General features: G+C 70.0%; 23 protein-coding genes. 3 read left to right on the top strand and 20 right to left on the bottom strand.

Going from position 1 to position 22580, the window contains the following annotated elements; translation table 11 throughout:
* Genes fliD through PBN85_RS16190 form a run of 17 tightly spaced genes read right to left on the bottom strand, consistent with a single transcriptional unit; the run spans position 1 to position 16074 of the window.
* Positions 1-1500, bottom strand: a complete 1500-nt coding sequence (gene fliD / locus PBN85_RS16270; RefSeq protein WP_271299637.1) for a flagellar filament capping protein FliD — start codon at positions 1498-1500, stop codon at positions 1-3.
* Between the two features lie 49 nt (positions 1501-1549).
* Positions 1550-2689, bottom strand: a complete 1140-nt coding sequence (locus PBN85_RS16265) for an EscU/YscU/HrcU family type III secretion system export apparatus switch protein (protein WP_271299636.1) — start codon at positions 2687-2689, stop codon at positions 1550-1552.
* Positions 2689-3459: a flagellar biosynthetic protein FliR gene (gene fliR / locus PBN85_RS16260; protein ID WP_037535177.1), complete on the bottom strand. Its 771-nt coding sequence runs from the start codon at positions 3457-3459 to the stop codon at positions 2689-2691. Before fliR ends, PBN85_RS16265 begins: the two co-directional genes overlap by 1 nt.
* Before the next feature lie 3 nt (positions 3460-3462).
* Positions 3463-3732 carry a flagellar biosynthesis protein FliQ gene (gene fliQ / locus PBN85_RS16255; protein ID WP_037535176.1) on the bottom strand — a complete coding sequence of 90 codons (270 nt, stop codon included), beginning with the start codon at positions 3730-3732 and terminating at the stop codon, positions 3463-3465.
* Between the two features lie 10 nt (positions 3733-3742).
* The gene (fliP, locus tag PBN85_RS16250; protein WP_271299635.1) at positions 3743-4621 is read right to left on the bottom strand and encodes a flagellar type III secretion system pore protein FliP; all 879 of its coding nucleotides are present in this window, start codon (positions 4619-4621) and stop codon (positions 3743-3745) included.
* Positions 4618-4872: a flagellar biosynthetic protein FliO gene (locus PBN85_RS16245; RefSeq protein WP_037535174.1), complete on the bottom strand. Its 255-nt coding sequence runs from the start codon at positions 4870-4872 to the stop codon at positions 4618-4620. The genes fliP and PBN85_RS16245 overlap by 4 nt, the downstream gene beginning before the upstream one ends.
* A 9-nt stretch (positions 4873-4881) precedes the next feature.
* Positions 4882-5184 carry a flagellar motor switch protein FliN gene (gene fliN / locus PBN85_RS16240; protein ID WP_037535173.1) on the bottom strand — a complete coding sequence of 101 codons (303 nt, stop codon included), beginning with the start codon at positions 5182-5184 and terminating at the stop codon, positions 4882-4884.
* Positions 5181-6119: a flagellar motor switch protein FliM gene (locus tag PBN85_RS16235; protein WP_037535172.1), complete on the bottom strand. Its 939-nt coding sequence runs from the start codon at positions 6117-6119 to the stop codon at positions 5181-5183. The genes fliN and PBN85_RS16235 overlap by 4 nt, the downstream gene beginning before the upstream one ends.
* Before the next feature lie 4 nt (positions 6120-6123).
* Positions 6124-6735, bottom strand: coding sequence for a flagellar basal body-associated FliL family protein (locus tag PBN85_RS16230; RefSeq protein ID WP_271299634.1), 612 nt, complete (start codon positions 6733-6735; stop codon positions 6124-6126).
* A 22-nt stretch (positions 6736-6757) separates the two neighbouring features.
* Positions 6758-9187, bottom strand: a complete 2430-nt coding sequence (locus PBN85_RS16225; RefSeq protein ID WP_271299633.1) for a flagellar hook-length control protein FliK — start codon at positions 9185-9187, stop codon at positions 6758-6760.
* A gap of 39 nt (positions 9188-9226) precedes the next feature.
* The gene (locus PBN85_RS16220) at positions 9227-9658 is read right to left on the bottom strand and encodes a hypothetical protein (RefSeq protein WP_271299632.1); all 432 of its coding nucleotides are present in this window, start codon (positions 9656-9658) and stop codon (positions 9227-9229) included.
* Complete coding sequence (locus PBN85_RS16215) at positions 9651-10976, bottom strand: FliI/YscN family ATPase (RefSeq protein ID WP_271299631.1); 1326 nt, start codon at positions 10974-10976, stop codon at positions 9651-9653. The genes PBN85_RS16220 and PBN85_RS16215 overlap by 8 nt, the downstream gene beginning before the upstream one ends.
* Entirely contained in the window at positions 10970-11719 is a 750-nt protein-coding gene (locus PBN85_RS16210; RefSeq protein WP_037535168.1) for a FliH/SctL family protein, read from the bottom strand. The genes PBN85_RS16215 and PBN85_RS16210 overlap by 7 nt, the downstream gene beginning before the upstream one ends.
* On the bottom strand, positions 11712-12734 hold the full coding sequence (fliG, locus tag PBN85_RS16205) for a flagellar motor switch protein FliG (RefSeq protein WP_271299630.1): 1023 nt from the start codon (positions 12732-12734) through the stop codon (positions 11712-11714). The genes PBN85_RS16210 and fliG overlap by 8 nt, the downstream gene beginning before the upstream one ends.
* Positions 12731-14410 (bottom strand): flagellar basal-body MS-ring/collar protein FliF, encoded by a 1680-nt coding sequence (gene fliF / locus PBN85_RS16200; protein WP_037535166.1) that lies wholly within the window; start codon positions 14408-14410, stop codon positions 12731-12733. The genes fliG and fliF overlap by 4 nt, the downstream gene beginning before the upstream one ends.
* 3 nt (positions 14411-14413) lie before the next feature.
* A complete protein-coding gene (fliE, locus tag PBN85_RS16195; protein ID WP_037535165.1) occupies positions 14414-14767 on the bottom strand; it encodes a flagellar hook-basal body complex protein FliE in 354 nt (117 codons plus the stop codon).
* Positions 14764-16074 (bottom strand): sigma-54 interaction domain-containing protein, encoded by a 1311-nt coding sequence (locus PBN85_RS16190; RefSeq protein ID WP_037535164.1) that lies wholly within the window; start codon positions 16072-16074, stop codon positions 14764-14766. Before PBN85_RS16190 ends, fliE begins: the two co-directional genes overlap by 4 nt.
* 268 nt (positions 16075-16342) lie before the next feature.
* Here PBN85_RS16190 and PBN85_RS16185 point away from each other — a divergent pair, with 268 nt between their 5' ends.
* Positions 16343-17371: a flagellin N-terminal helical domain-containing protein gene (locus tag PBN85_RS16185; protein ID WP_037535163.1), complete on the top strand. Its 1029-nt coding sequence runs from the start codon at positions 16343-16345 to the stop codon at positions 17369-17371.
* A gap of 339 nt (positions 17372-17710) precedes the next feature.
* Here PBN85_RS16185 and PBN85_RS16180 read toward each other — a convergent pair whose 3' ends face one another.
* Entirely contained in the window at positions 17711-18634 is a 924-nt protein-coding gene (locus PBN85_RS16180) for an L-threonylcarbamoyladenylate synthase (RefSeq protein ID WP_271299629.1), read from the bottom strand.
* A 36-nt stretch (positions 18635-18670) separates the two neighbouring features.
* Between PBN85_RS16180 and PBN85_RS16175 the strand changes: the two genes are divergently transcribed.
* Together PBN85_RS16175 and PBN85_RS16170 are read left to right on the top strand one after the other, a co-directional pair.
* A complete protein-coding gene (locus PBN85_RS16175) occupies positions 18671-20389 on the top strand; it encodes an acyl-CoA dehydrogenase (RefSeq protein ID WP_271299628.1) in 1719 nt (572 codons plus the stop codon).
* Between the two features lie 147 nt (positions 20390-20536).
* Complete coding sequence (locus PBN85_RS16170) at positions 20537-21355, top strand: arylamine N-acetyltransferase family protein (RefSeq protein WP_037535160.1); 819 nt, start codon at positions 20537-20539, stop codon at positions 21353-21355.
* A gap of 161 nt (positions 21356-21516) precedes the next feature.
* Here PBN85_RS16170 and PBN85_RS16165 read toward each other — a convergent pair whose 3' ends face one another.
* Positions 21517-21873 (bottom strand): GntR family transcriptional regulator, encoded by a 357-nt coding sequence (locus PBN85_RS16165; protein WP_037535159.1) that lies wholly within the window; start codon positions 21871-21873, stop codon positions 21517-21519.
* A 52-nt stretch (positions 21874-21925) separates the two neighbouring features.
* Entirely contained in the window at positions 21926-22504 is a 579-nt protein-coding gene (locus PBN85_RS16160) for a nitroreductase family protein (protein ID WP_271299627.1), read from the bottom strand.
* Positions 22505-22580 lie beyond the last annotated feature (76 nt).

The raw sequence follows: 22580 nt of genomic DNA, 5'->3' as shown, positions 1-22580 counted from the left end.
TTACTTGTCCGAATTCCACGCCTTGATCTGGTTTTCGAGGAACGTCTGGGTCGATTTGTAGGCCGCGACCTTGCTGTTCATCGTCGAGAATTGCTGGGTCAGCCGGGTCGACATCGCATCCGACAGCGTCGTGATCTTCGCCTGTTCGTCGGTGAGATCGGTCTGCGCCTTGGTATAGCGGGTGGTCGAGGCGCCGAGCCCGGTGATGCTGCTCGCCGCGGCGAGCGAGATGCCGTTGAGCGTGCTCGACAGGCCGATGGCATTGCCGGTCGTGGGCGCGAACATCGCCTCGACCTCGTCCGGATAGGCGGCCATCATCTTGTTGAGCGTCGCCGTATCGACCGACAGCGATCCGTCGCGATTGGTCGAGACGCCGATCTGCGCCAGCGTCGTCGGTGCGTTGGTGCCCGGGTTGGACACCAGTGTCTTGGTGGTCAGCGACTGGAGCGAGCGCACCATCGTCTTGGCGGCGGTGTCGCTCTTGAGGTCGCCGGTGCTCGCATCGGTCAGCCCCTTGGCGCTGGCATAGACCTGATTGTAGGTGTCGACGAAATCCGCCACCGCCTGGGCGACCGCGCTCGTCGGCCGCGTGCTCGACAGCGCGACCGGGCCGCCGGTCACCGCGTTGAGCTGGAGCTTCACGCCGCTGACCAGGTCGGAGATGGTGTTGCTGCTGCGCTGCACCGCGACGCCGTCGACCGTCAGCTGCGCATTGGCGGCGGTGCCGGTCAGCGTCATGCCGCTGTTCGGGCCGACGTTGAACTGGCTGAGCGCGCTGGACGAATCGTCTGCGGTGAGGGTGAAGGCCTGATCGGTGCCGGTGGTGCCCTTGAGCGACAGCACCGCCTTGCCGTCGGCATCGGTGATGATGCTGGCGGTGACGCCGGCCTTGGCGGCGTTGATCGCGCTGGCGATGCCGTTGAGGCTGCCGTCGGTGACGTCGATCGAGACCGCCGCGCTGCTGCCCGCGGTGAAGCCGGTCATCGCGGTGCCGGCGCTGTTGTAGGTGGCGCTGCCGAGCTGGAGCGTCAGCTTGCCGGTGGCGATCGTCGCGGTGCGATCGGCGACCGCGGCGGACCGCGCGCCCTGCGCCGAGGCGAGCGCGCTGACGGTGACGCTGGTGCTGAGGTCGCCGACCTTGGCGCCGCTGATCGCCGAGACGCCGAGCGCGGTCGCATTGGAGCTGACCGGCTGCGTCTGCAGCGTGCCGCCGGTGCTGAGCGTGCCGAGCGCGGTGGCGAAATTGCTGATCGTGCTCTTGAGCGTGCCCGCGGCCGAGATCTGCGCGGTCAGCGCGGTGTTGCGGCTGGTGATCGAGGCGTTCTTGGCGGCGAACTGCGCCTGGACCAGCGCGGTGACGAGCGAGGCGGTGTCGACGCCCGATCCGGTATCGAGCGAGGTGAGCACCTGCTGCGCGGCGGTCTTGGTGACGCTGGCGCTGCTCGTCGCGGTGGTGGTGGCGGTGCTGGTCGACGTCGTGGTGGCAGTGGTGGTGGTCATCGTCGCACTCCGCGCTTCATCTCTGATAACGGCCGCCGCCGCCGGACGTTTAGGCTTTGTTGCCGGTTATCTTGATGCCGTGTTCGTCGAAGCGGGCGCCTTCCGGCACGTCGATCGGCGGCTGGACGATGCCGCGCGCCGCGGCATTGACGTTGAAGACGAAGGCGAGGACGGTGGCGATCGCGACATAGAGGTCGTCGCGCACCTCCTGGCCTTCGCGGCTGGTGTAATAGACCGCGCGGGCGAGCATCGGATATTCGAGCACCGGCACGCGCATCTCACCCGCCGCCTCGCGGATCGCCAGTGCGATCGCGCCGCGGCCCTTGGCGACGACCACCGGCACCTGATCCTGACCGCGATCATAGCGCAGCGCGACCGCGAAATGCGTCGGGTTGGTCAGCACGACATGCGCCTCTGCCACCGCCTTGCGCACGCCGCCGCTCGCCAGCGCGCGCTGCATCGCCCGCTGATGGCCCTTGGCCTCGGGCGAGCCTTCGGTTTCCTTGTGCTCGTCGCGCACCTCCTGCTTGGTCATGCGCAGCTTGCTGAGCAGTTGCAGGATCTGGACCGGCACGTCGAACAGCGCGATCGCGAACAGGCCGCCGGCCATCGCGATCATGATGCCGGTGAAGGTGCCGCCGAGCTCCGTCACCGCATCGCCGAGGCTCGACGAGGTGAGGCCGAGCGTCGCGCGGCTCGACGACCACAGCATATAGGCGCCGATCGCGCCGAGCAGCACGACCTTGAGCAGCGACTTGCCGAGCTCGATCCATCCTTGCGGGCCGATGATCCGCTTGAGGCCGGAGGCGGGATTGATGCGATTGCCCTTGAAGGCGATCAGCTTGTTGTTCCAGGTCAGCGAACCGAGCCCGGCCGAACTGAGGATCGTCGCGACCATGCTGACTGCGAACAAGGTGATCAGCGACGGCAGCAGCTTCCATCCCGCCTGCTGCAACGGCCGCCACGGCGAGAAATCCTCGACGTCGGTCCGGTCGAACTGGAAGCTCGCCGCCATCACCGCCTTGCACGCCGCGATCAGCGACGGGCCGGCGAAGATCAGCCAGGCGACGCCGGCCATGACCACCAATGCGGTGGCGAAATCCTTCGACTTGAGGATGTTGCCGTCTTCGGCGGCCTTTTGCTTGCGCTTGGCCGTCGGGGCTTCCGTCTTGTCGCCACCCTCCGACATCAGCCGATCACCAGACCTTGGGTCGCGGCGAGCCCTTCGCGGACGATGACGAGCATGTAATCGCCCATCGCCGGGAAGGCGACGGCGAGCGCGACGACGCCGACGGCGAGGCTGGCGGGCAGGCCGACCGAGAAGAGGTTGAGCGCGGGTGCGGCGCGGCTGACCATGCCGACGATCAGGTTGAGGCAGAGCAGCAGGAAGCCGACCGGCAACGCGAGCAGCAGTCCGGCGAGAAAGGCATAGCCGCCGAAGAAGGCGATCTGCCGCAGCCGTTCGGGCGCGATCCAGCTGCCCGGCGGCATCGTCTCATAGCTCTTCACCAGCAGCTCGACGAGGACGAGATGACCGTCCGCCGACAGGAACAGCAGCGTCAGCATCACCGTGAAGAACTGGCCGAGCGCGGGCGTCGAGCGGCCGTTCTGCGGATCGATCGACGAGGCGAAGCCGATGCCCATCGATCCGCCGATGATCTCCGACGCGATCATCGGCGCGGCGAAGGCGATCTGCAGGATGAAGCCGATCGCGGTGCCGACCAGCGCCTCGGCGAAGATCGCGAGGAAGGTTGCCGCCGCGAAGATCTGCGCCGGCGGCACCACCGGATGGACCTTGAGCACGAAGATGCCGATCGCGCCCGACAGGCCGACGCGCACCGGCAGCGGCACCGCCACCGCGCCGAACACCGGCGCGACGATGAACGCCGCGCCGATCCGCACCATGACGAAGATCAGCGCCCAGATCTGCGGTTCGATGGCGAGGCCGAAGCCGAGCATCGACTACTTCACCAGATCCGGGATGCGTTCGAACATGCCGACGGTGAAATCGGTGAGCAGGCCGAGGATCAGGCTGCCGAAGATCATGATCGAGAAGGCGACGACCAGCAATTTGGGGACGAAGCTCAGCGTCTGTTCGTTGATCGAGGTCGCCGCCTGGATCATGCCGAGGATCAACCCGGCGAGCAGCGCCGGGATCAGGATCGGCGCGCTGGCGAGCGCGAGCACCCACATCGTCTGATTGGCGACGGTGAGGAAATAATCGGCGTCCATGATTGGCTCCTCAGGTCGCGAACGAATTGGCGAGGCTGCCCATCGTCAACGCCCAGCCGTCGACCAGCACGAACAGCAGCAGCTTGAACGGCAGCGAGATGATCGTCGGCGACAGCATCGCCATGCCGAGCGCCATCAGCACCGAGGCGACGACGAGATCGATGACGATGAACGGCAGGAACATCAGGAACCCGATCTGGAAGGCGGTCTTGAGTTCGGAGGTGACGAAGGCGGGGAGCAGCACCGCGAAGGGGATGTCGGCGGACGAGCTATAGGGGCCGGACTTCGCCATGTCGGCGAACATCGTCACGTCCTTGATCCGCGTCTGCTTGACCATGAAGGCATGGAGCGGCGCACCGGCGCGCTCGATCATCTGCGTGCCGGCGAGCTGGCCGGCGGCATAGGGCTGGATCGCCTGCGTGTTCATCTGGCTGATCGTCGGTGCCATGATGAACAGCGACAGGAACAGCGCGAGGCCGATCAGCACCTGATTGGGCGGCGTCTGTTGCAGGCCGAGCGCCTGGCGCAGCACCGCGAGGACGATGACGATGCGGGTGAAGCTGGTCATCATCAGCAGGATGCCCGGCAGGATCGTCAGCAGGCCCATGATGATGAGGACCTGGAGCGACAGCGACAGCGGCGCGCTCTGCGTGCCGCCCGAGGCGGCGCCCGAACTCAGCTGGCCGAGCGCGCGGTCGACCGCATCGCCGACGCCGGGCGCCGGCGCGGCGGGCTGGCCCTGCGCGAAGGCGGGCATCGCGATCAGCAGCGCGAGCGCGATCGCGAGCATCGCCCAGATCCAGCGGCGCGCGGCGGGGCGGGCGCCGCGCGGGCGGGCGCTGCGGATCAGCGCCGGGCCATGGCCGCTGCGGGTGACGGTGACGCTCACAGGTCGGCCTTGTCGATCAGGGTGACGCCGCCGCGACCGACCGAGACGAGCAGCCGCCTGCCTTCGAAATCGAGCACCGCGAGCCGCAGGCCGGGCGAGATCATCATGGTTTCCTTGATGCCGATCAGCCGGTTGGGTGCCTTGCCGGGCATCCGCGTCTCGAGCTTGCGCCACGCGTACAGGCAACCGATCATCAGGCCGCAGACCAGCGGCAGCAGGATGACGAGCTTGAGGATATAGGACCAGAGCATCGGGTGTCTTCAGCCGCGCGAGGGGGTGGATTTGTCCGGCGTGACCAGCTCGGTCATCCGCACGCCGAAACGGTCGCCGACGGTGACCACCTCGCCGCGGCCGATCAGCGTGCCGTTGACGAAGACGTCGAGCAGCTCGTTCGCCTGCCGGTCGAGCTCGATCACGCTCGACTCGCCGAGCGCGAGCAGTTCACGCAAGGTCAGCTGGGTCGAGCCGATCTCGACGGTCAGCTTGACGTCGACGTCCTGAAGCAGCCGGAAATTGGCGGCCACCCCGGCATCGAGCGGGAAGCCGCCGGTCATATCGTTCATGCGTCAGGTCCTTCGTCGTCGAATCGGGCAATGGAGGTGAGGCGGACGGCGGCATGGCCGTTCGAGGTGCCGACGGTGCCGCGGCCGAGGCAGTCGCTGCCGACCATCACCGGCACTTCCGGGCCGAAGCTGATCGGGATGACGTCGCCCGGCTTGAGGTTCATCAGCATCGACAGCGGCACCACGGGTTCGGCGAGCACCGAGCGGATCGGGAAGCGCACGTTCATCGCGGCGCGGGTCAGCGAGGTGCGCCACGCCGGGTCCGCCTCCTGCTTGTCGAGCACCTTGCCGGTCAGCGTCGGCGCATGCGGCTTGAGCGCGGTCACCGGGTAGAGCAGGTCGATGAACACCGGTCGGGCGTCGCCCGCGGCGATGCCGAAGCGGGTGACGATCATCGCGTCGTCGGCGTCGGTGGCGAGCATCGCCGCGCTGATCTCGACCCGCGTCGGCGTGAAGTCCATCTTGGCGAGCGGTTCCCAGGCGGCGCGCAGCGGCCCGGCGATCGCCGCGCCGATCTTGCCGACGATCGCCTCGGCGGCGGGCGAGAATTCGGTCGGGATCACCGCCGGCGCAGCGCCGGTGCCGCCGAAGAAAAGGTCGAGCATCTCGAGCACGAACACGCCGTCGAGCACGCACAGGCCGGTCGCGCCCTGCGGCGCCATGATCAGCGGCAGCCAGGCGGTCAGTCCGTCGGCGCGCTCGGCCCGATAGTCGCCGAAGCGCTGGACGACGAGCGGCTCCGCCCAGGCGCGCACCTCGCGCCGCAGCAACGGCTCGAACACGCCGCGCAACGCCCGCGCGAGGCGCGCGGAGAGGTGCTGCAACGTGTGAAGATCACCGAACGGATTGAGCTTGGCTTCGCCCAGCCCCGCCGCATGGGCGGCAGGGCGGCGTTCGCGCGCGCGTCGTTCCGTGGTTGATCCGGCGTTAACCATGGGCTCACTGAACAACGAAATTGGTAAAGTAGACGTTACTGACGCCGCCGAATCCCTCTTTTTGTTCGAGAACCGCGTTGATCGCCTTGGCCAGCCGCTGCTGCATCTGCTGCTTGCCGGCAGAGGTGAAGACCTGCTCCTCGGGCGTGTCGCCGAGCGCGAGCAGCACCGCCGAGCGGATCGCGATATCGTTGGTCTTCAGATTCTCGATGACGGTGTCGTCATAGGGGGTCGAGATGGCGATGCCGACCTGGATGACGTGCACCGAATCCTGCAGGTTGGACGTGAACTGCGGGTCCATCGTGTAGTAATTGGACGCATATTTGTCGCCGTCGCCGCCCGAGGGGACGTGCTTGCCGCCGCTCGCCGCCGCGTCGCCGCCATGCCCCTCACCGCCTTCGCCGCCCGCGGCGGGACGCTTCTGTTCGGACTTCGGGACGAGCTTGGGGCCGTGGTCCTCCGGCACGGCGGCATGGCCGCCGATCAGCCCGCTGCTTGCCGCATAGACGCCGGCGCCGACGCCGCCGCCGACCAGCGCGATCAGCGCGACCGCCATGATCACGATCTTCATCTTGCCCCCTTTCTTCTTGGGGGCCTCTGCGGGTTTGTCGCTCATCGTTTCGGATCCTCGGTCAGGGTCAGGCGACGCGGCCGTCGTCGGCGGCGTCACGATCGGGGGAGGGGGCGCGGGCCGGGGCGGCCGGCTGACGTGTGGCCTGCGGCTGGCGCTGCTGCTGTTGCTGCTGGTTGGTTTGCGCCTGCTGGGCGGTCGATGGATTATTCTGTTGCGCGGACGTGCCGTTGCCCTGGCCCTGCGGCTGGTTTTGCGCGCCGGTCTGGGGCGAGGTGGCGGCGGGCGGCGTCACCGGCGCCGCCTCGACCACCGACTGGCCGATATGCAGGCCGCGCTCACCGGCGATCGCGGCGAGGCGCGGCTGCGCCTCCTCGATCAGGCTGCGTGTCGTCGCGTCGCTGGCGGCGAAGCGGACGTGGATCGCATCGCCGACCGTCTTGACCGCGATATCGACGACGCCGAGCGCATCGGGGACGAGGCGGATACGCGTGTCCTGCGCGTTGGCGGCATCGCGCAGTGTCTCGATATGGTCGATCATCGCGGTCGGCCAGCCGGTCTGGCGCATGTCGAGGGTCGGCTGCACGTCGGTGATGAGCGGTGCGGCGGTGGTGACGGCAGCGGTGCCGGTGGCGGTGAGCGCCGGGGTCAGCTCTGCCGGATCGGCGGCGCGGCGCTCCTCGCGTCCGGCCGCCTGGATCGCCGCGCCGAACACCTGCGCCGCCGGGGCGGTGGTGCCCGCGGCGGGCTGCGGCAGCGCGGCCTGCGGGCGGAGCGTCACGTTCTGGCGCCGGCCGTCGACCTCGCGGACGAAGGCACGGGGGGAAACGGCGGTCGCCGCGACGGCTGAAGCGGTCGACGCAGGCGCGGCGGGCGGCGTCGCGACGGGGGCGGGCGTCGCGGGCGCGGCGATCACCGGTGCGCCGGCGACCGCGACCGGCGCGGCGGCGGCGATCAACGGGGCGGAGGCTGGCGCGACCGGGGCGGGCGGCGGCGCGGATGCGGGCGCTGATACGGTCCTGGGCGCCGGCATCGGCACGATCGCTGCCGCTGACGTCGGTGCGACCGGCGCGGCGTCCGTCACGAATGCGCCGGGCGTCGCCAGCGGCGCTGGCGTCGGTGCGGCGGCGGGGGTGGCTTGCGGCATGACGGCGGTCGCGGCGGCGGGGGCCGGCACAGTCGGCATCGGCGCCGCGACCGGGACGGCCAGGCGAGCGTCTTCGCCCGTGACCGTGCGCGCGATGGCTGGCCGTGCTGCGGCAAAGGATGTGGGCGGGCGCGTAGGATCGGAGCGCTGTTCGGTGGAGGATGTCGACGCGGTCGCCCGGACCGACGCGGACTGCGTCGGAACGGAAGCGGCGACCGGCGGCTGTGCGGCCATGTCCGCAGCCGGTGCGGCGGCAGGCTGCGTGGCGCGCGTCGGGCGTTGCTCGGGCGCGGCCAAGGGCCGCCCGACGGTGTCGGCCTGCGCGTCCGGTAGCGCGCCCTGCGGCGTGGCGCTGGCGACCGTGGAGGTCGGTTGCGGTTGCGCGGCGAGAGGCGCGCCTTGCACCGCCGTCGATCGCGTCGCCGGTGCGGCGGTGCGCGCCGCGACTGCGGGCGCTGTCGACGGGGCCGGCGGGGGCGGGGCCGGCGTTTCGGCAGGCGGTGGCGCGGCGATCATCGCCGGTTGCGGCGGGGCCGGCAGGACCGCGGCGGTGTCGGCTGCGGGGGTGTCCGCATCCTCCGTCTCGGCGGGCTCGTCCTCGTCCAGCGGTGCGGAGAGATCGACCTCCGCCGGCATCGGGCCGGCCATGGTGGTCGACGGATCTGCGACCGCAGCGAGTCTGGGCGCGGTCTGTCGTCCACCCGGCAGCGGAGTCGCCGGGGCCGCCGTCGTCTGGAGCGGAGGCGCGGCCGGTTTCGCGGGAGCCGCATCGGGATCCACGTGAGCGGTCGCAGGCGGCTCCGTCGGTGCGATCGGTTCGGCCGGCGCGGCATCGCCGGTGGGCTGGAGCGACGGCGTCGGTGCGTCCGGCGCGCTCGGCTGCGCCGGTACCGGCGCGGCGACAGCGGCAGCAGGCGCCGCCGGCTGGCGACGTGCCGGCGGCGCGGCCACCACGATCGTCGGGGCGGCAGCGTCCGGCATGGGCCGGACCGGCAGCGCCGCTGCGGTCGCGCCATTCGGCGTCGTCGGCGGTGCGGTGGGGACGTCGAGCGGTGCGGGCACCGGCATATCGACCGCGGCCAGCCACGCCAGCGCCGGATCGACGGCAGGCGTCGGCGGCGCGACGGTTGCGACGGGGGCGGTCGGCAGCACCATGCCGGGGGCGGCAAGCTCTTGCCGGATCGGCGTCACCCCCACGGACGTGGGCGGCAGCATCGGCGCGGTGGCATCCGCCGCATCGCCGCCCGCCGCGAGCATCGACAGCGCGAACAGGTCGCCATCCGCGGTGGATACGCCCTTGCCCGGCTGGCCGGGGGCGATCGTGAGCAGCGCGGAGGCGGGGGTGATCATCGGGGCAATCTCGTCAGCAACACGGGTGTCCCGCGTCACTTAGCAAGGATCGTGCCGTTTTGCCTTGAGCGGCGACACAGGCGGCGTATCCTCCAGCGCGCGCATCTCCTTCGCCACCGCGGCGCGGCGGGCGCGGTCGATCAGCTTCTCGATCGCGCTCTGATCGCGCTTGGCGGAGCGCGTCGCCTCGACCGCGCGATTGACGAACATCTCGGCGGACTGGACGCGCGCCTGCGCCGCGGCGGAGGATTGATGCAGCCGCTCGCGGAAATGCGCCTGCGCGCCGAGCGCGGCGGCGCTGTCATGCGACGCCGGCGTCGGCGACACCGCATCGGCGAGCGCCTGGATGCGGCGGGCGAGATGCGCCTCGCTCGCGAATTTCTCGTGCGCGCGCATTTCGTCCGCGCGGCTCAGCCCGAGCTGGAGCGTGCGGACGCGATAAATGCGTGCGAGCTTCTTGGCGTCAGGCACCGAAGACGCCGGTCAGTTCGGCGATCGCATCGCCGAGCCCGACGACCTCGTCGGAGCCCTGGCGGATATATTCCATCACCGCTGGATGCGCGGCGATCGCCGCATCGATCGCGGGATCGGCGCCGGGGCGATAGGCGCCCATCAGCACCAGGTCGCGATTCTCTTCATAGGTGGCGAGGTGGCGGCGCAGCACGCGCGCGGCGTGGACGTGATCGGCATGAGCGATGTCGGTCATCACGCGGCTGACCGACGGGCCGATGTCGATCGCCGGATAGACGCCGCGCTCGGCGAGATGGCGGTTGAGCACGATATGGCCGTCGAGGATCGAACGCGCCGAATCGACGACGGGATCGTTGCCGTCGTCGCCGTCGGCGAGCACCGTGTAGATGGCGGTGATCGATCCGCCGGTCCGCACGTCGGTGCCGGCACGCTCGATCAGATTGGGCAGCATCGCGATGGCGGAGGGCGGATAGCCGCGCGCGCTCGCCGGTTCGCCGAGCGCCAGCCCGATCTCGCGGCCGGCGTGGGCGACGCGGGTCAGGCTGTCCATGATCAGCAGCACCTTCTTGCCTTCGTTGCGGAAGGCTTCGGCGATGGCGGTGGCGCGCAGCGCGCCGCGGATGCGCAGCACCGGCGAATGGTTGGCGGGTACGGCGACGACCACCGACCGCTGGCGCGCGGCACCGGCGACCTTGGTTTCGAGGAAGTCGGCGACCTCGCGGCTGCGTTCGCCGATCAGGCCGATGACGATCACGTCCGCCTGCGCGGCGCGCACCATCATGCCGAGCAGCACCGACTTGCCGACGCCCGATCCCGCCATGATGCCGACGCGCTGGCCCTGGCCGATCGTCAGCAGGCCGTTGATCGCGCGGACGCCGACGTCCATCGGTTCGAGCACGCGGCCGCGGTCGAGCGGCGATTGCAGCTTGCCGGCGAGCGGCCAGCTGCCCGCGCCGCGGATCGGGCCGAGCCCGTCGATCGGCCGGCCGGCGCCGTCGACGACGCGGCCGAGCAGCGCCGCGCCGACCTCCGCCTCGCCGGGCGGGCCGACGGGGCGGACCGGCGCACGCGGCAGCAGCGCGGCGGGACCGCCGAGGTTCATCAGCAAGGTGCGGCCGTTGCGGAAGCCGATCACCTCCGCCTCGACCTTGGCGCCGGTTTCGCCGATCTCGCAGATCGTGCCGACCGGCAGCGACAGGCCGACCGCTTCCATCAGCAGGCCGTCATAGGAGGCGAGCCGGCCCGACACCTTGGGCGCCGGGCGGAAATCGGTGACGGCGAGCGTTTCGAGATAGTCGCTGGTGAAGCGGTTCAACACGCGCGCGCCTCCAGCGGCGGCACGGGGATCCGGTCGATCGCCTCGGCGAGCTGGCCGAGCCACAGCGCCGGGCCGTCCTCGATCAGGGTCGAGGCGCTTTCGAGCACGAAGCTGCCGCGTGCCAGCGCCGCATCGCCCGCGGCGAAGATCGATTTGGGCAGCGCGCCGTCGACCAGCGGCAGGTCGTCGGGATGCAGCCGCAGCAGCGCCGATTCGCCCGCCTCGGCGAGCAGTTCGGCCGCCGCCTCGATCCGCGCGGTCAGCACCGCCGGCGCGACGCCGCATTCGCCGACCAGCTTGTTGACGAGCAGCAGCACCGTCTGGCGCAGCTGTCCGGCGATACGGTCGCGGTCGAGCTGATGGCCGTTGGCGAGCGCGGCGGTCAGCTGGGTGAGCAGCGTACGGTCGCGGTCGCCGCTTTCCCGCGCAGCGGCGGCGGCGGCGGCGAGGCCCTCGGCATAGCCGGCGGCATGCGCGGTCTCGATCGGATCGATGAAGCCGGTCGGCTCCGCCTCGCTGTCGAGCGGGTCCCAGCCGCGCGTCGGCTTGTCGCCGCCGGGATCGGCCGGGCTGAAGTGGCGCGGGCCGGAGCGCGGTTCGGGATCGGGCGCGGCGCCCATCGTCCGTTCCAGCGTCGCCCACATGTCGCGCGGCGAGAAGCCCGCCTGCGGCGCGAAGGCTGCCTGCAACAGATGCGCGGCGGTGTCGTGACGGGCGGCGAAGCCGGCGACGAACTCAGACATAATCGTCGTCGCCCGCGCCCATCATGATCGTGCCGTCCTTGGCGAGGTTGCGCGCGATACCGATCATCGCCTTCTGCGCCTCCAGCACCTCGGCGAGCTTCATCGGCCCGCGCGCCTCCATCTCGTCGCGGATGCCGTCGGCGGCCCGCGCCGACATGCAGCCGAGGAAGCGGTTGCGCGCATTCTCGTCGACGCCCTTGAGCGCGCGCGACAGGATGTCGCCGTCGACGTTGCGGATGAGGGTGCCGAGATTCTTGTCGTCCATGTCGAGCAGATTGTCGAAGACGAACATCGCCTCTTCGATCGCCTTGGCGACATCCTTGTCGATCTTGAACAATTTGGGCAGCACGCGCTGTTCGGTGGCCTTGCGCGCGCCCTGCAGGATCTTCGCCGCCTCGCGCGTGCCGCCGAGCGACAGGCCGCTCGTCGAGCCGCCGCCGCTGCCGCCGCGCCGGTTGGCGAGCACCGTCTTCAGCGTGTCGATCGCATCGGCGTTGATCGGCCCCAGCCGGGCGATGCGGTGGAGGATGTCGGGCTGTACCGCATCGGGGAGCAGTTCGAGCACCTGGCCGCCGACCGCGGGGTCGAGGTTGGCGATCATCACCGCGGCGATCTGCGGATGCTCCTTCTCGATCATCTGCGCGATCTCGCTGGCGTCGAGCCAGTCGAGCAATTCGAGTTCGCACGCCGCTTCGGGCGGGGTGATGCGGGCGAGCACGCTCTCCGCCTTCTCGGCGCCGAGCGCGCGATTCATCACCGCCTCGATGCGCGGGCGCGGTTCGAAGGTGACGCCGGTGCGCTCGCGCGCCTTGCCGACGAAATCGTCGAGCACGTCCTCCATCTCCTGTTCGGAGACGTCGGCGACCGCGAACATCGCCGAGCCGAGCTGGCGTACCTCCTCGGGGTCGAGCTTCTGGAGGATGGCCGCGGCCTCGTCCTCGCCGACCAGCATCATCAGCACCGCGGCGCGTTCGACGCCGGTATAGGTGCGCGCGGGGGCAGGGGCGGCGGTCACTTGGCGTCGGCCTTGATCATGTCGCGGATCGCCAGCGCGGCGCGTGCCGGATTGTCACGGGTGAAGCCGCGCACCGCACCGATCCGGTCGTCGACGGTCTGCGTCGCCTCGAGCCGGTCGAGGCTGACCGCCTCGTGCACCGTGATGCCGTCGCTCTCGCCGCCGGCGATCGTGCCGCCGGGGCCGGCGAGCGCCGGGGTGGCATCCTCGCGCTTCTTCATCAGACCCTTGGCGAGCGGACGCACGCCGAGCAGCAGGACGAGCAGCGCGATCAGAATCGCGGTGGCGTTGCGGGCGAGCACCGGCAGCCAGGCATTGTCATACCAGGCGGGACCACTCGTATCCGCCGAGGTGTCGGCGAACTTGCGGCTGATCACCGTCACCTGATCCTGACGCGCCTGATCGAAGCCGACCGCGCTCTTCACCAGATCGGTGATCTGCGTGATCTCCGCCGCGGTGCGCCGCGACTTGTCGGGATCGCGCAGCAGCACCGCCACCGACAGCCGCTTGACCGAGCCCGGCGCCTGCCGCGTCACCGACACTTCCTTGCCGAGGTCATAGGCGCGCTGGAAGCTGTCGCTCTGCTTGTTGGGATTGGGGGCGGGGCCGCCGGCGGTCGGCGTCGGCGCGGCGGCGGGATTGCCGCTCGCCCCGACCGCGGGCTGCGGCGTCTGGAGCTGGCTGGCGGGCGGCGGCGTGTTGGACAGCGCACCGGGGATGCCGCCCGGCGTCGCCGGCGCGTTCGCCTGATTGCCGACCCAATTGCCCGTCTCGGCGCGCAGCGCGCCGGCCTTGTCATAGGTTTCGCGCGTCGCCTGCGTCTGATCGAGGTTGATGTCGGCCTGCACCTCGGCGGTGAAATTGCCGGCGCCGACCAGCGGCGTGAGCAACTGGACGAGCTGCTGGCGGACCTTGTCCTCGGTCTTGCGCTGCATCTCGAGCCGCGCGTCGCTGTCGGCATCGGCGCCGCCGGCACCCGGCTTGGACAGCAAGGCGCCCATCTGGTCGACGATCGTGACGCTTTCGGGCTTCATCCCCGGCACCGACGAGGCGACGAGATTGACGATCGACTGGACCTGCGCCTGGCTGAGCGCACGGCCGCCCTGCAGCTTGACCACCACCGAGGCGGAGGGCGAGGCATTGTCGCGCACGAACACGCTGGCTTCGGGCATGGCGAGATGCACCCGCGCCTCGGCGACCGCGTCGATATCCTCGATCGAGCGGGCGAGTTCGGTCTCGCGCGCCTGGCGCAGCCGCTCGCCCTCGACCGCGCGGCTGACGCCCATCGGCAGCTGGTCGAGGATCGCATAGCCGCCCGGCGCCTGTTTCGGCAGGCCCTGGCCGGCGAGCAGCATCCGCGCCTTGCTGTACTGATCCTCGTTGACGGTCAGCGCGCCGGTGCCCTCGTCGATCTTGCTGGCGATGTTCGCCTGCGTCAGCGCGCTGGTCACCGCCTGTTTGTCGGCATCGGTCAGGCCGGTGAACAGCGTCTTCTGCGTCGGCGTCGAAAAGGTCATCCAGGCGAGCGCGGCGGCGCCGATCAGCGCGACGAGCATCGCCATCGGCAGGCTGCGGCGGACCGCGGGCTGCGCCAGCACGCCCTTGATCTGCAACAGCGGGTTGGCGAATTTCTCGGGCAGCGCCGAGGTCGAAACGGGGGCGAGGGCAGTGCTCATCGATTACACCGGCATGCTCATGATGTCCTTGTAGGCGGACAGCAATTTGTTGCGGACCTGCAGCGTCGCCTCGAACCCGACCGAGGCTTGCTGGCGGGCCAGCATGACCTTGGCGATATCGACCGTCTCACCGCGTTCGTAGCTTTCCGACAGCGCCGAAGCCTTGTTCTGGCCGGCGTTGACGTCCTTCAGCGCATCCTGAAGCGTATCGGCGAAGCTGGTCGGCTTGGCTGCCGCCGGTGCGCCGTCGGTCGCGCTGGCGCGGCTCAGCGCCTGATTGCGTTCGAGGATCTGCGCGCGCAGCTGCATCACCCGGTCGACGCTCATCGCGCCGCCGACATTGGCGACGCCGGTCATGCCGATGCCGCCATGCTGAGCGGCCGGGCGAGATCGTCACCCTGTTCGCGCGCCTTGGCGAGGCGGTAGCGCAGCGTGCGCTCCGAGATGCCGAGCCGGCGCGCGGTCTCGACCCGGCTGCCGCCGCACGCCGCGAGCGTTTCGCGGATCGCCTGGAATTCGCTCATCTGCACGACGTTGCCGAGGGTCGCCGGTTCGGCCGGCGCGGGCGCCGGGGCCGCGAACAGCTGCGTCACCGGCGCAGGATCGCGGTGGAAGGTGAAGCTGACCGGCCGGTCGAAGACGATATGGCTCGCCTCGATCGTGTCGCCGCCGGCGAACAGCAGCGCGCGCTGGATCACGTTCTCGAGCTCGCGGACGTTACCCGGCCAGTCGTGGCCCATCAACGTCTCGATCGCCGCGGCGGTCGGCCAGGGCACCACCGCGCGCGATCCGGCATGGCGCAGGATCATCGTCGCGGCGAGCGCCGGAATGTCCTGCGGGCGCTCGGCGAGCGGCTTGGTCGACAGCGGGAAGACCGACAGGCGGTAGTAGAGATCGGCGCGGAAGCGGCCGGCGGCGACCTCCGCCTGAAGATCGCGGTTGGCGCACGCGACGACGCGCACGTCGATGCTCTGCGGCACCGAGGCGCCGATCGGCACGACCTCGCGCTCCTGCAGCACGCGCAGCAGCTTGGCCTGCAATTGCAGCGGCATCTCGGCGATCTCGTCGAGCAGGATGGTGCCGCCGTCGGCAGCGCGGAAGAAGCCTTCGCCGCCCGACGAGGCGCCGGTGAACGCGCCCTTCTGATGGCCGAACAGCAAGGCTTCGAGCATCGTTTCGGGCAAAGCGGCGCAGTTGATCGCGATGAACGGGCCATCGCGGCGCGGCGACTGGTTGTGGATCGCGCGGGCGAGCACTTCCTTGCCGGTGCCGGTCGGGCCGTTGATCAGCACGGTGATGTCCGCCTGCGCGACGCGCTCGGCGAGCGCCAGCAGCGCGAGGCTTTCGGGATCGGCGGCGGTCGGCATCTCCGCCCCGGCGACGAGCGCGCGGGCGAAGCCGTGGCCAACCGCGGCATCCTCGGCATCGAAGGCGATCCGTGCCGGATTGCCGTTGCGAGACGGCAGCACCTGGCGCTGCTCACCGCCGATGATGACGGTGCGCGCCGGCGCCGGCGGTGCCTCGCCCTCGGCGATCAGGAACAGGTCGCCCGGACCCGGCTGCGCCGTCTCGAACGAGCCAAGCCCGAAGCCCTGCGCACGCAGGCTCGAGACGAGCGGATAGTGACGCTGCAACACCGCAGCGGAAGGAAAAATCGAACGCATTGCTATCCCCCAAGGACAAGGCTGCAATGCGGGCCGGCTAGTAAATGCGGGATTAAAATCCGTTTCAGGCCGGCAAAATTTTTCCGGGCGCGACACGCGCGTGCCGCCCGCGTGTCTACGCGCGCGTAGACGCGTGCGTGAGGCCGGCAAAATCGCGGCGCCGGATTTTTTCGCTAAATCGCCCGGGGGCTTGGCCGTTTCCCCATTTGGCGGCTCGGCCCTCCGCTCTGGGGGCGGCGGGGAGCGCCGCAGCTTTTGGAGACATCACATGACCGTTATCGGCACCAACATCGCGTCGCTGCGTGCGGCGAACGCTTCGACCACCGCCAACATGCAGCTGTCGACCGCCATGGAGCGTCTGTCGACCGGCAAGCGCATCAACTCGGCGAAGGACGATGCCGCCGGCCTCGCGATCTCGACCTCGATGAACGCGCAGGTCCGCGGCATGAACCAGGCGGTGCGCAACGCCAATGACGGTATCGCGCTCGCCCAGACCGCCGACGGCGCGCTCGGCGAAGCCAGCAACATCCTGCAGCGGATGCGCGAACTCGCCGTCCAGTCGGCGTCGGGCACCTATCAGGACTCGGACCGCACCAACATGGGCACGGAAATCGCCGAGCTGCAGAAGCAGCTGGTGACGATCTCGCAGACCAAGTTCAACGGCGTGTCGCTGTTCAGCGCCTCGGCCGACCAGAGCATCGCGATCCAGGCGGGCGCCAATTCGAGCGACCAGATGAAGCTGACGATCAACAAGCTCAACCTGGTTCCGGTCAGCGGCACCGTCACCGCCGGTTCGGTGACCGCCGGCCTGACCACCGCGCTCGGCGCGAGCGATCCGCTCGTCGGCACCAAGCGCACCGTCACCGCGGAAGACGTGGCCTATGGCGGCAAGCTCGGCGGCGCGACCGTCACTTCGGCTGACATCGGCACCGAGAAGACGCTCGCCACCGGCGACCAGATGTATCAGCCGGCCGGTTCCGACGGCATCACCGGTGGTATCTCGGTCAGCAACGCGACGAACGCGCAGAACGCCCTCGCCACGCTCGACACCGCGCTGAGCGCCGTCAACACGACCCGCGCCTCGATCGGTGCCGGCCAGAGCCGTCTGCAGTCGGTGGTCAACAACCTGACCACCAACGTCACCAACCTGACCGACGCGAAGAGCCGCATCGAGGACGCCGACTTCTCGGCCGAGACGACCGCGCTCGCCAAGGCGCAGATCCTCAGCCAGGCGTCGACCGCGATGCTCTCGCAGGCGAACCAGAGCCAGCAGGGCGTGCTCAAGCTGCTCCAGTAATCCTCAGATCGGCGCTGGCGCCGCCCCCCAAGGGCAAAGGCGCCGACCGAGCTTGTTCCCCAAGGACAGGCGAAGCCAGAATCCCGGTGGCCCTCGTGCCGCCGGGATTTTCGGCGTCTGGTAGGCTTTGGCAGGCAGGCGATGCGTATTCGGCGGCGAACACTACGGAGGTGGGTGTCGTTGCCTAGCGTCGCAGTGTTCCTGCGCAAGCAGGAACCCAGGTCAAGCAGAGCAACGACTGACTTGCCTTGCGCCCCTGGGCTCCTGCGTCCGCAGGAGCACTGGCCAGTATTATTCAGGTCTTGCCTGCGCGGAAATGACAGGCGGGTAGATGCCCGCCTAGCGATGCGCGGCGCGCGCGAGCCGGTCGTTGATTGCGACGCCCAGTCCTTCGGCGGGCACCGGCGCCACCGCGATCGCGGCGCGGTCACTCGCATCGGCGCGGTGCAGCGCGTCGAACAGCCGCGCCGCCGCCTCGCGCAGGTCGCCCGTCGCGGACAGCGTATCCTCCCCGCCGACCGCACCGAACCCGATCAGCCACTCGCCCGGCCGCGCCTCGGTCGCGTCGAGCCGCAAGGGCTTGCGCGGCGCATAATGGGTGGCGAGCTGCCCCGGCGCGGTGATCGCAGACTCCTTTATATAGGGGAGGGCGGGAAACGGCAGGTCGGCGGCGGTGATCGGGCCGGGGCGCAGGATCGTCCGCCCGGCGATGATCGTCGATTCGAGCCCCGCCTCGGTCGCCCCGTCGTCGAGGATCAAGGGCACGCGGGTGCCGAGGCTCTGCGCGACATGCGCGGCGCGGGTCGGGCTCAGCTGGTTGCTCGCATTGGCGGAGGGCGCGGCGAGCGGTCGGCCGGTCGCGGCGAGCAGCGCCTGCATCGCGCGGTGGCGCGGCACCCGGATCGCCAGCGTCGCCAGCCCTGCCGTCACCAAAGAGGCGATCGGCGCGCCGTCGCGCAGCGGCAGCACCAGCGTCAGCGGCCCCGGCCAGAACCGCGCGGCGAGCGCGCGCGCATCGGCGTCGAACACCACCAGCCGCTCGGCGGCGGCATGATCGGGAACGTGGACGATCAGCGGGTTGAAGCTCGGCCGGCCCTTGGCGGCATAGATGCCCGCCACCGCATCGGCGTTGCCGGCGTCGGCGGCGAGGCCATAGACCGTCTCGGTCGGCACCGCGACGCATTCGCCGGCGGTGATTCGCGCCGCCGCCTCGGCGAGCGCGGCCATGCCGTAGGGTAAGATGCGCGGGTTTGGATCGGCCATCCGTCGGGGCTATATCGTCTCCCTCACCAGGAGAGAATGATGTCCTTTACCGCAGCCGTGGCCGATCAGCGTTTCGTGCTGGAGCATGTCGTCCGCATCGACGAACTCGCCGCCACCAATCGCTTCGCCGCCGCGAGCGCCGACGTGGTCGACGCGGTGCTCGAAGGCGTCGGCCAGTTCGCCGCCGGCGAATGGGCGCCGCTCAATCGCGAGGGCGATACGGTGGGTGCCAAATGGTCGCCCGACGGCGTGCATATGCCGGCGAGCTTCATCAAGGCGTATCACGATTACGTCGAGGGTGGCTGGGGCACCATCGGCGTGCCGGAGGATTTCGGCGGGCAGGGCCTGCCGTTCGCGATCCAGACCGCGGTGCTCGATACGCTGGGCAGCGCCAACATGGGCTTCGCGCTCTGCCCGACGCTGACCGTCGGCGCGATCGAGGCGCTGATCCACCATGGCAGCGATGCGCAGCAGGCGCAGTATCTGCCGCATCTCGCCACCGGCGAATGGACCGGCACGATGAACCTGACCGAGCCGCAGGCGGGCAGCGACGTCGGCGCCTTGCGCGCCACCGCCAAGCCGCTCGGTGACGGGCGCTGGTCGATCAAGGGCACCAAGATCTACATTTCGTTCGGCGACCACGACATGGCGGACAATATCGTCCACCTCGTCCTCGCCCGCACGCCCGATGCACCGGCAGGGACGCGCGGCATCAGCCTGTTCCTCGTCCCCAAATTCCGCCTCGATGCCGAGGGCCGGCCGGGCGACTTCAACGACGTCCGCGTCGTGTCGATCGAGCACAAGATGGGCCTGCACGCTTCGCCGACCTGCGTGCTGAGCTTCGGCGATCACGACGATTGCATCGGCGAGCTGATCGGCGCGGAACATGGCGGGATGCGCGCGATGTTCACGATGATGAACAATGCCCGGCTCAACGTCGGCTTGCAGGGCGTGCAGATCGCCGAGGGCGCGACGCAGAAGGCGGTCGGCTATGCGCTCGAACGCGTCCAGTCGGCGCGGGCCGGTGCGGCGAGCAAGGAGGCGGTGCGCATCGTCGATCATCCCGACGTGCGCCGCATGCTGCTGCGGATGAAGGCGCAGACGCAGGCGGCGCGCGCGCTCGTCTATTATGCCGCGGGGCAGGTCGATCGCGCCGCGCTCGGCGACGCGGCGGCGCGCAACCGGCTGGAGGTGGTGACGCCGCTCGCCAAGGCACATGGCACCGACATCGGTAACGAGGTCGCCAGCCTCGGCATCCAGGTGCACGGCGGCATGGGCTATGTCGAGGAGACCGGCGCGGCGCAATATTTCCGCGATGCGCGGATCACGCCGATCTACGAAGGCACCAACGGCATCCAGGCCGCCGATCTGGTCGGGCGCAAGCTGGCGCTCGACAATGGCGGCGCCTTCGCGGCGCTGGTCGCCGACATGCGCAGCGAGGCGGCTCATCCGCAGCTCGTCGCGCTGATCGACGCGGTCGAGCGGATCGCGCGCCGGCTGGCCACCGCGGATGCCGACGACAGGCTCGCCGCGAGCTATCCGTTCCTGACGATGACCTCGGTCGCGGTCTGCGGCTGGCTGATGGAGCGCTCCGGCCGGCTGGTCGCGGGCGACGACGGCTTCGCCACCGTCAAGCGTGCGGCGTCACGCTTCTACCTCGACCAGATCGTGCCCGAGGCGCTGGGGCTGGAGGCGGCGGCTTGCGCCAGTGCCGAGGTGCTGTACGCGGTGCCGGCCGAGGCGTTCGCCGCCTGACCTAATCCTCCCCGATACGGGGAGGTGGCAGCGCGCAAGCGCTGACGGAGGGGGGCTTCCGCAGGCGCTACGTGTGCGGCAGCCCCCCTCCACCAGCCTGCGGCTGGTCCCCCTCCCCGCGAGCGGGGAGGATTTTAAGGAAACCCCATGTTCGATCTCGACGCCTATCTCGCCCGCATCGGCCTGCCCGCGCGCGTCACCCCGGATGCCGAGGGGCTCGGCCGGTTGCAGCGCGAGCATCGCCTGTCGATCCCGTTCGAGAATCTCGACGTGCGGCTCGGCCGCGGCATCGCGATCGACGGCGCGTCGGTGTTCGCCAAGCTCGTCACCGGCAAGCGTGGCGGTTATTGCTTCGAGCAGAACCGGCTGTTCATGGATGCGCTGACCGCGCTCGGCTTCACCGTCCGCCCGCTGCTCGCCCGCGTCTGGCTCGGCGCCGAGCAGGCGCCGCCGCTGACGCACACGTTCAGCCTGGTGACGATCGACGGCCGCGACTGGATCGCCGACCCCGGTTTCGGCGGCAGCTACGCGCCGGTGATGGCCCTGGCCGACGGCTGGCAGGCGGAGGCCCCCGACGGCGCCGCGTTCAAACTCGAGCGCGACGCGGAGCATGGCTGGATGCTCAGCCGCCGCGGCGATCCCGGCTCGACCGACGGGCGCGGCACCGGCGAGGGCTGGCAGCGGCAATATAGCTTCCACGAGGCCGAGGTGTTCGACGCCGATCTCGCGCTGTCCAACCACTGGACCGCGACCGCGCCGGAGAGCCGCTTCACCCAGCGGACCATCGCCAGCATCGTTCTGCCGCACGGCCTCGCCGGGCTGACCGACCGCCGCTATCACCGCCGCGCCGGCGACAACAGCAGCGTCGCCGAGATCACCGACCCCCGCGTCTATCGCATGCGGATGTCGCTGATGTTCGGGATCGACCTGACGCCGGACGAGGTGGCGGCGCTGGAGTTGTTCTGAACCGGGGGCGGGGGGCTCCCCGCTGTTCGGATTGAGCCTGTCGAAGCCCGCCCCCTCCCACACGTTGGCTCACCCGGGCAAGCCGCCCTTCGACGGGCCCGGGGCTGACGGATGAGGGTATGAGGCTCGAAACACCTGCGCCGGGCTTGCTGCCCGCGGGGCTACGCCCGTTCGCAGGCGAGCAGGTCGGCGGCGTCGAGGCCGAGCAGGTCGATATAGCTGCGGATGCGCGGCCATTGCGTCTCGACGAAAGCGGCGCGTTCGGCGGCGCGCAGATTTTCCGCCGCGCCGGGCAGCACGAACATGCCGACGCCGCGGCGCACCTCGACATAGCCGTCGTCCTGGAAGCTCTGATAGGCCTTGGCGACGGTGAGCGGGTTGGCGCCATGTTCGGCGGCGAAGGCGCGCACCGAGGGAAGCTGGTCGCCGGCGCGATAGTCGCCGCGCAGGATGCCTGCCGCGATGGTGCCGCGTAGCCGGATATAGACCGGGCTGTCCTCGTTGCTGAGCGCTGTCATGCTGACTTAATACACTATTCCCGACAAAGGTCCATCGCGCACCGACGCGGCGTCATCCCGCCTTGGGCCAGTGCGAGACGATGCGTGCGAGATCCGGGCGGGGCCGTTCGTCGAGCGGCCGTCCCGGCGTGCCGATGAAGACGAAGCCGGCGATCCGTTCCGGCGCGGCGCCGAATGCGTCGCGCACCCGATCGGAAAAGGTCGGCCAGCCGGTCAGCCAGCCCGCGGCGAAGCCCATCGCATGCGCGGCATGCAGCAGGTTCATCGTCGCTGCACCCGTGGACAATTCTTGCTCCCACAGTGGGATGTGACTGGTCGTCACCGGCGCGGACAGCACCACGACCAGCTCCGGCGCCTGCCGCGCGAACTGGTCGAGCGCATCCGTGTCGCCGCGCGGCGCCTGCGGGCGTTCGGCACGATAGGCGTCGGCCAGCAGCTGCGACAAGGCATCGCGATCGTCGATCACCACGAACCGCCACGGCGACAGCTTGCCGTGATCGGGGGTGCGCGCGGCGATGGCGAGCATCTGATCGAGCTGCGCCGCATCGGGGCCGGGGGCGACGAGATCGCGCGGCTTGCCGGAGCGGCGGGTGGTGAGCAGCGAGAGCGGCGTGGCGGTGTCGTTGAACATGATGCCCGCCCATAGCCGCTGGCGGCGATGTTTACAGCAGGGGATCAGCCGTTAGGTTGACGCGATCCGCCGCCCG

Origin of the sequence: Sphingomonas sp. CV7422 (assembly GCF_027945725.1) — a bacterium.
Lineage (GTDB): Bacteria > Pseudomonadota > Alphaproteobacteria > Sphingomonadales > Sphingomonadaceae > Sphingomonas > Sphingomonas kyungheensis.
Note: the sequence above shows the minus strand (reverse complement) of the source record. Positions and strands in the feature narration are given on the sequence as shown.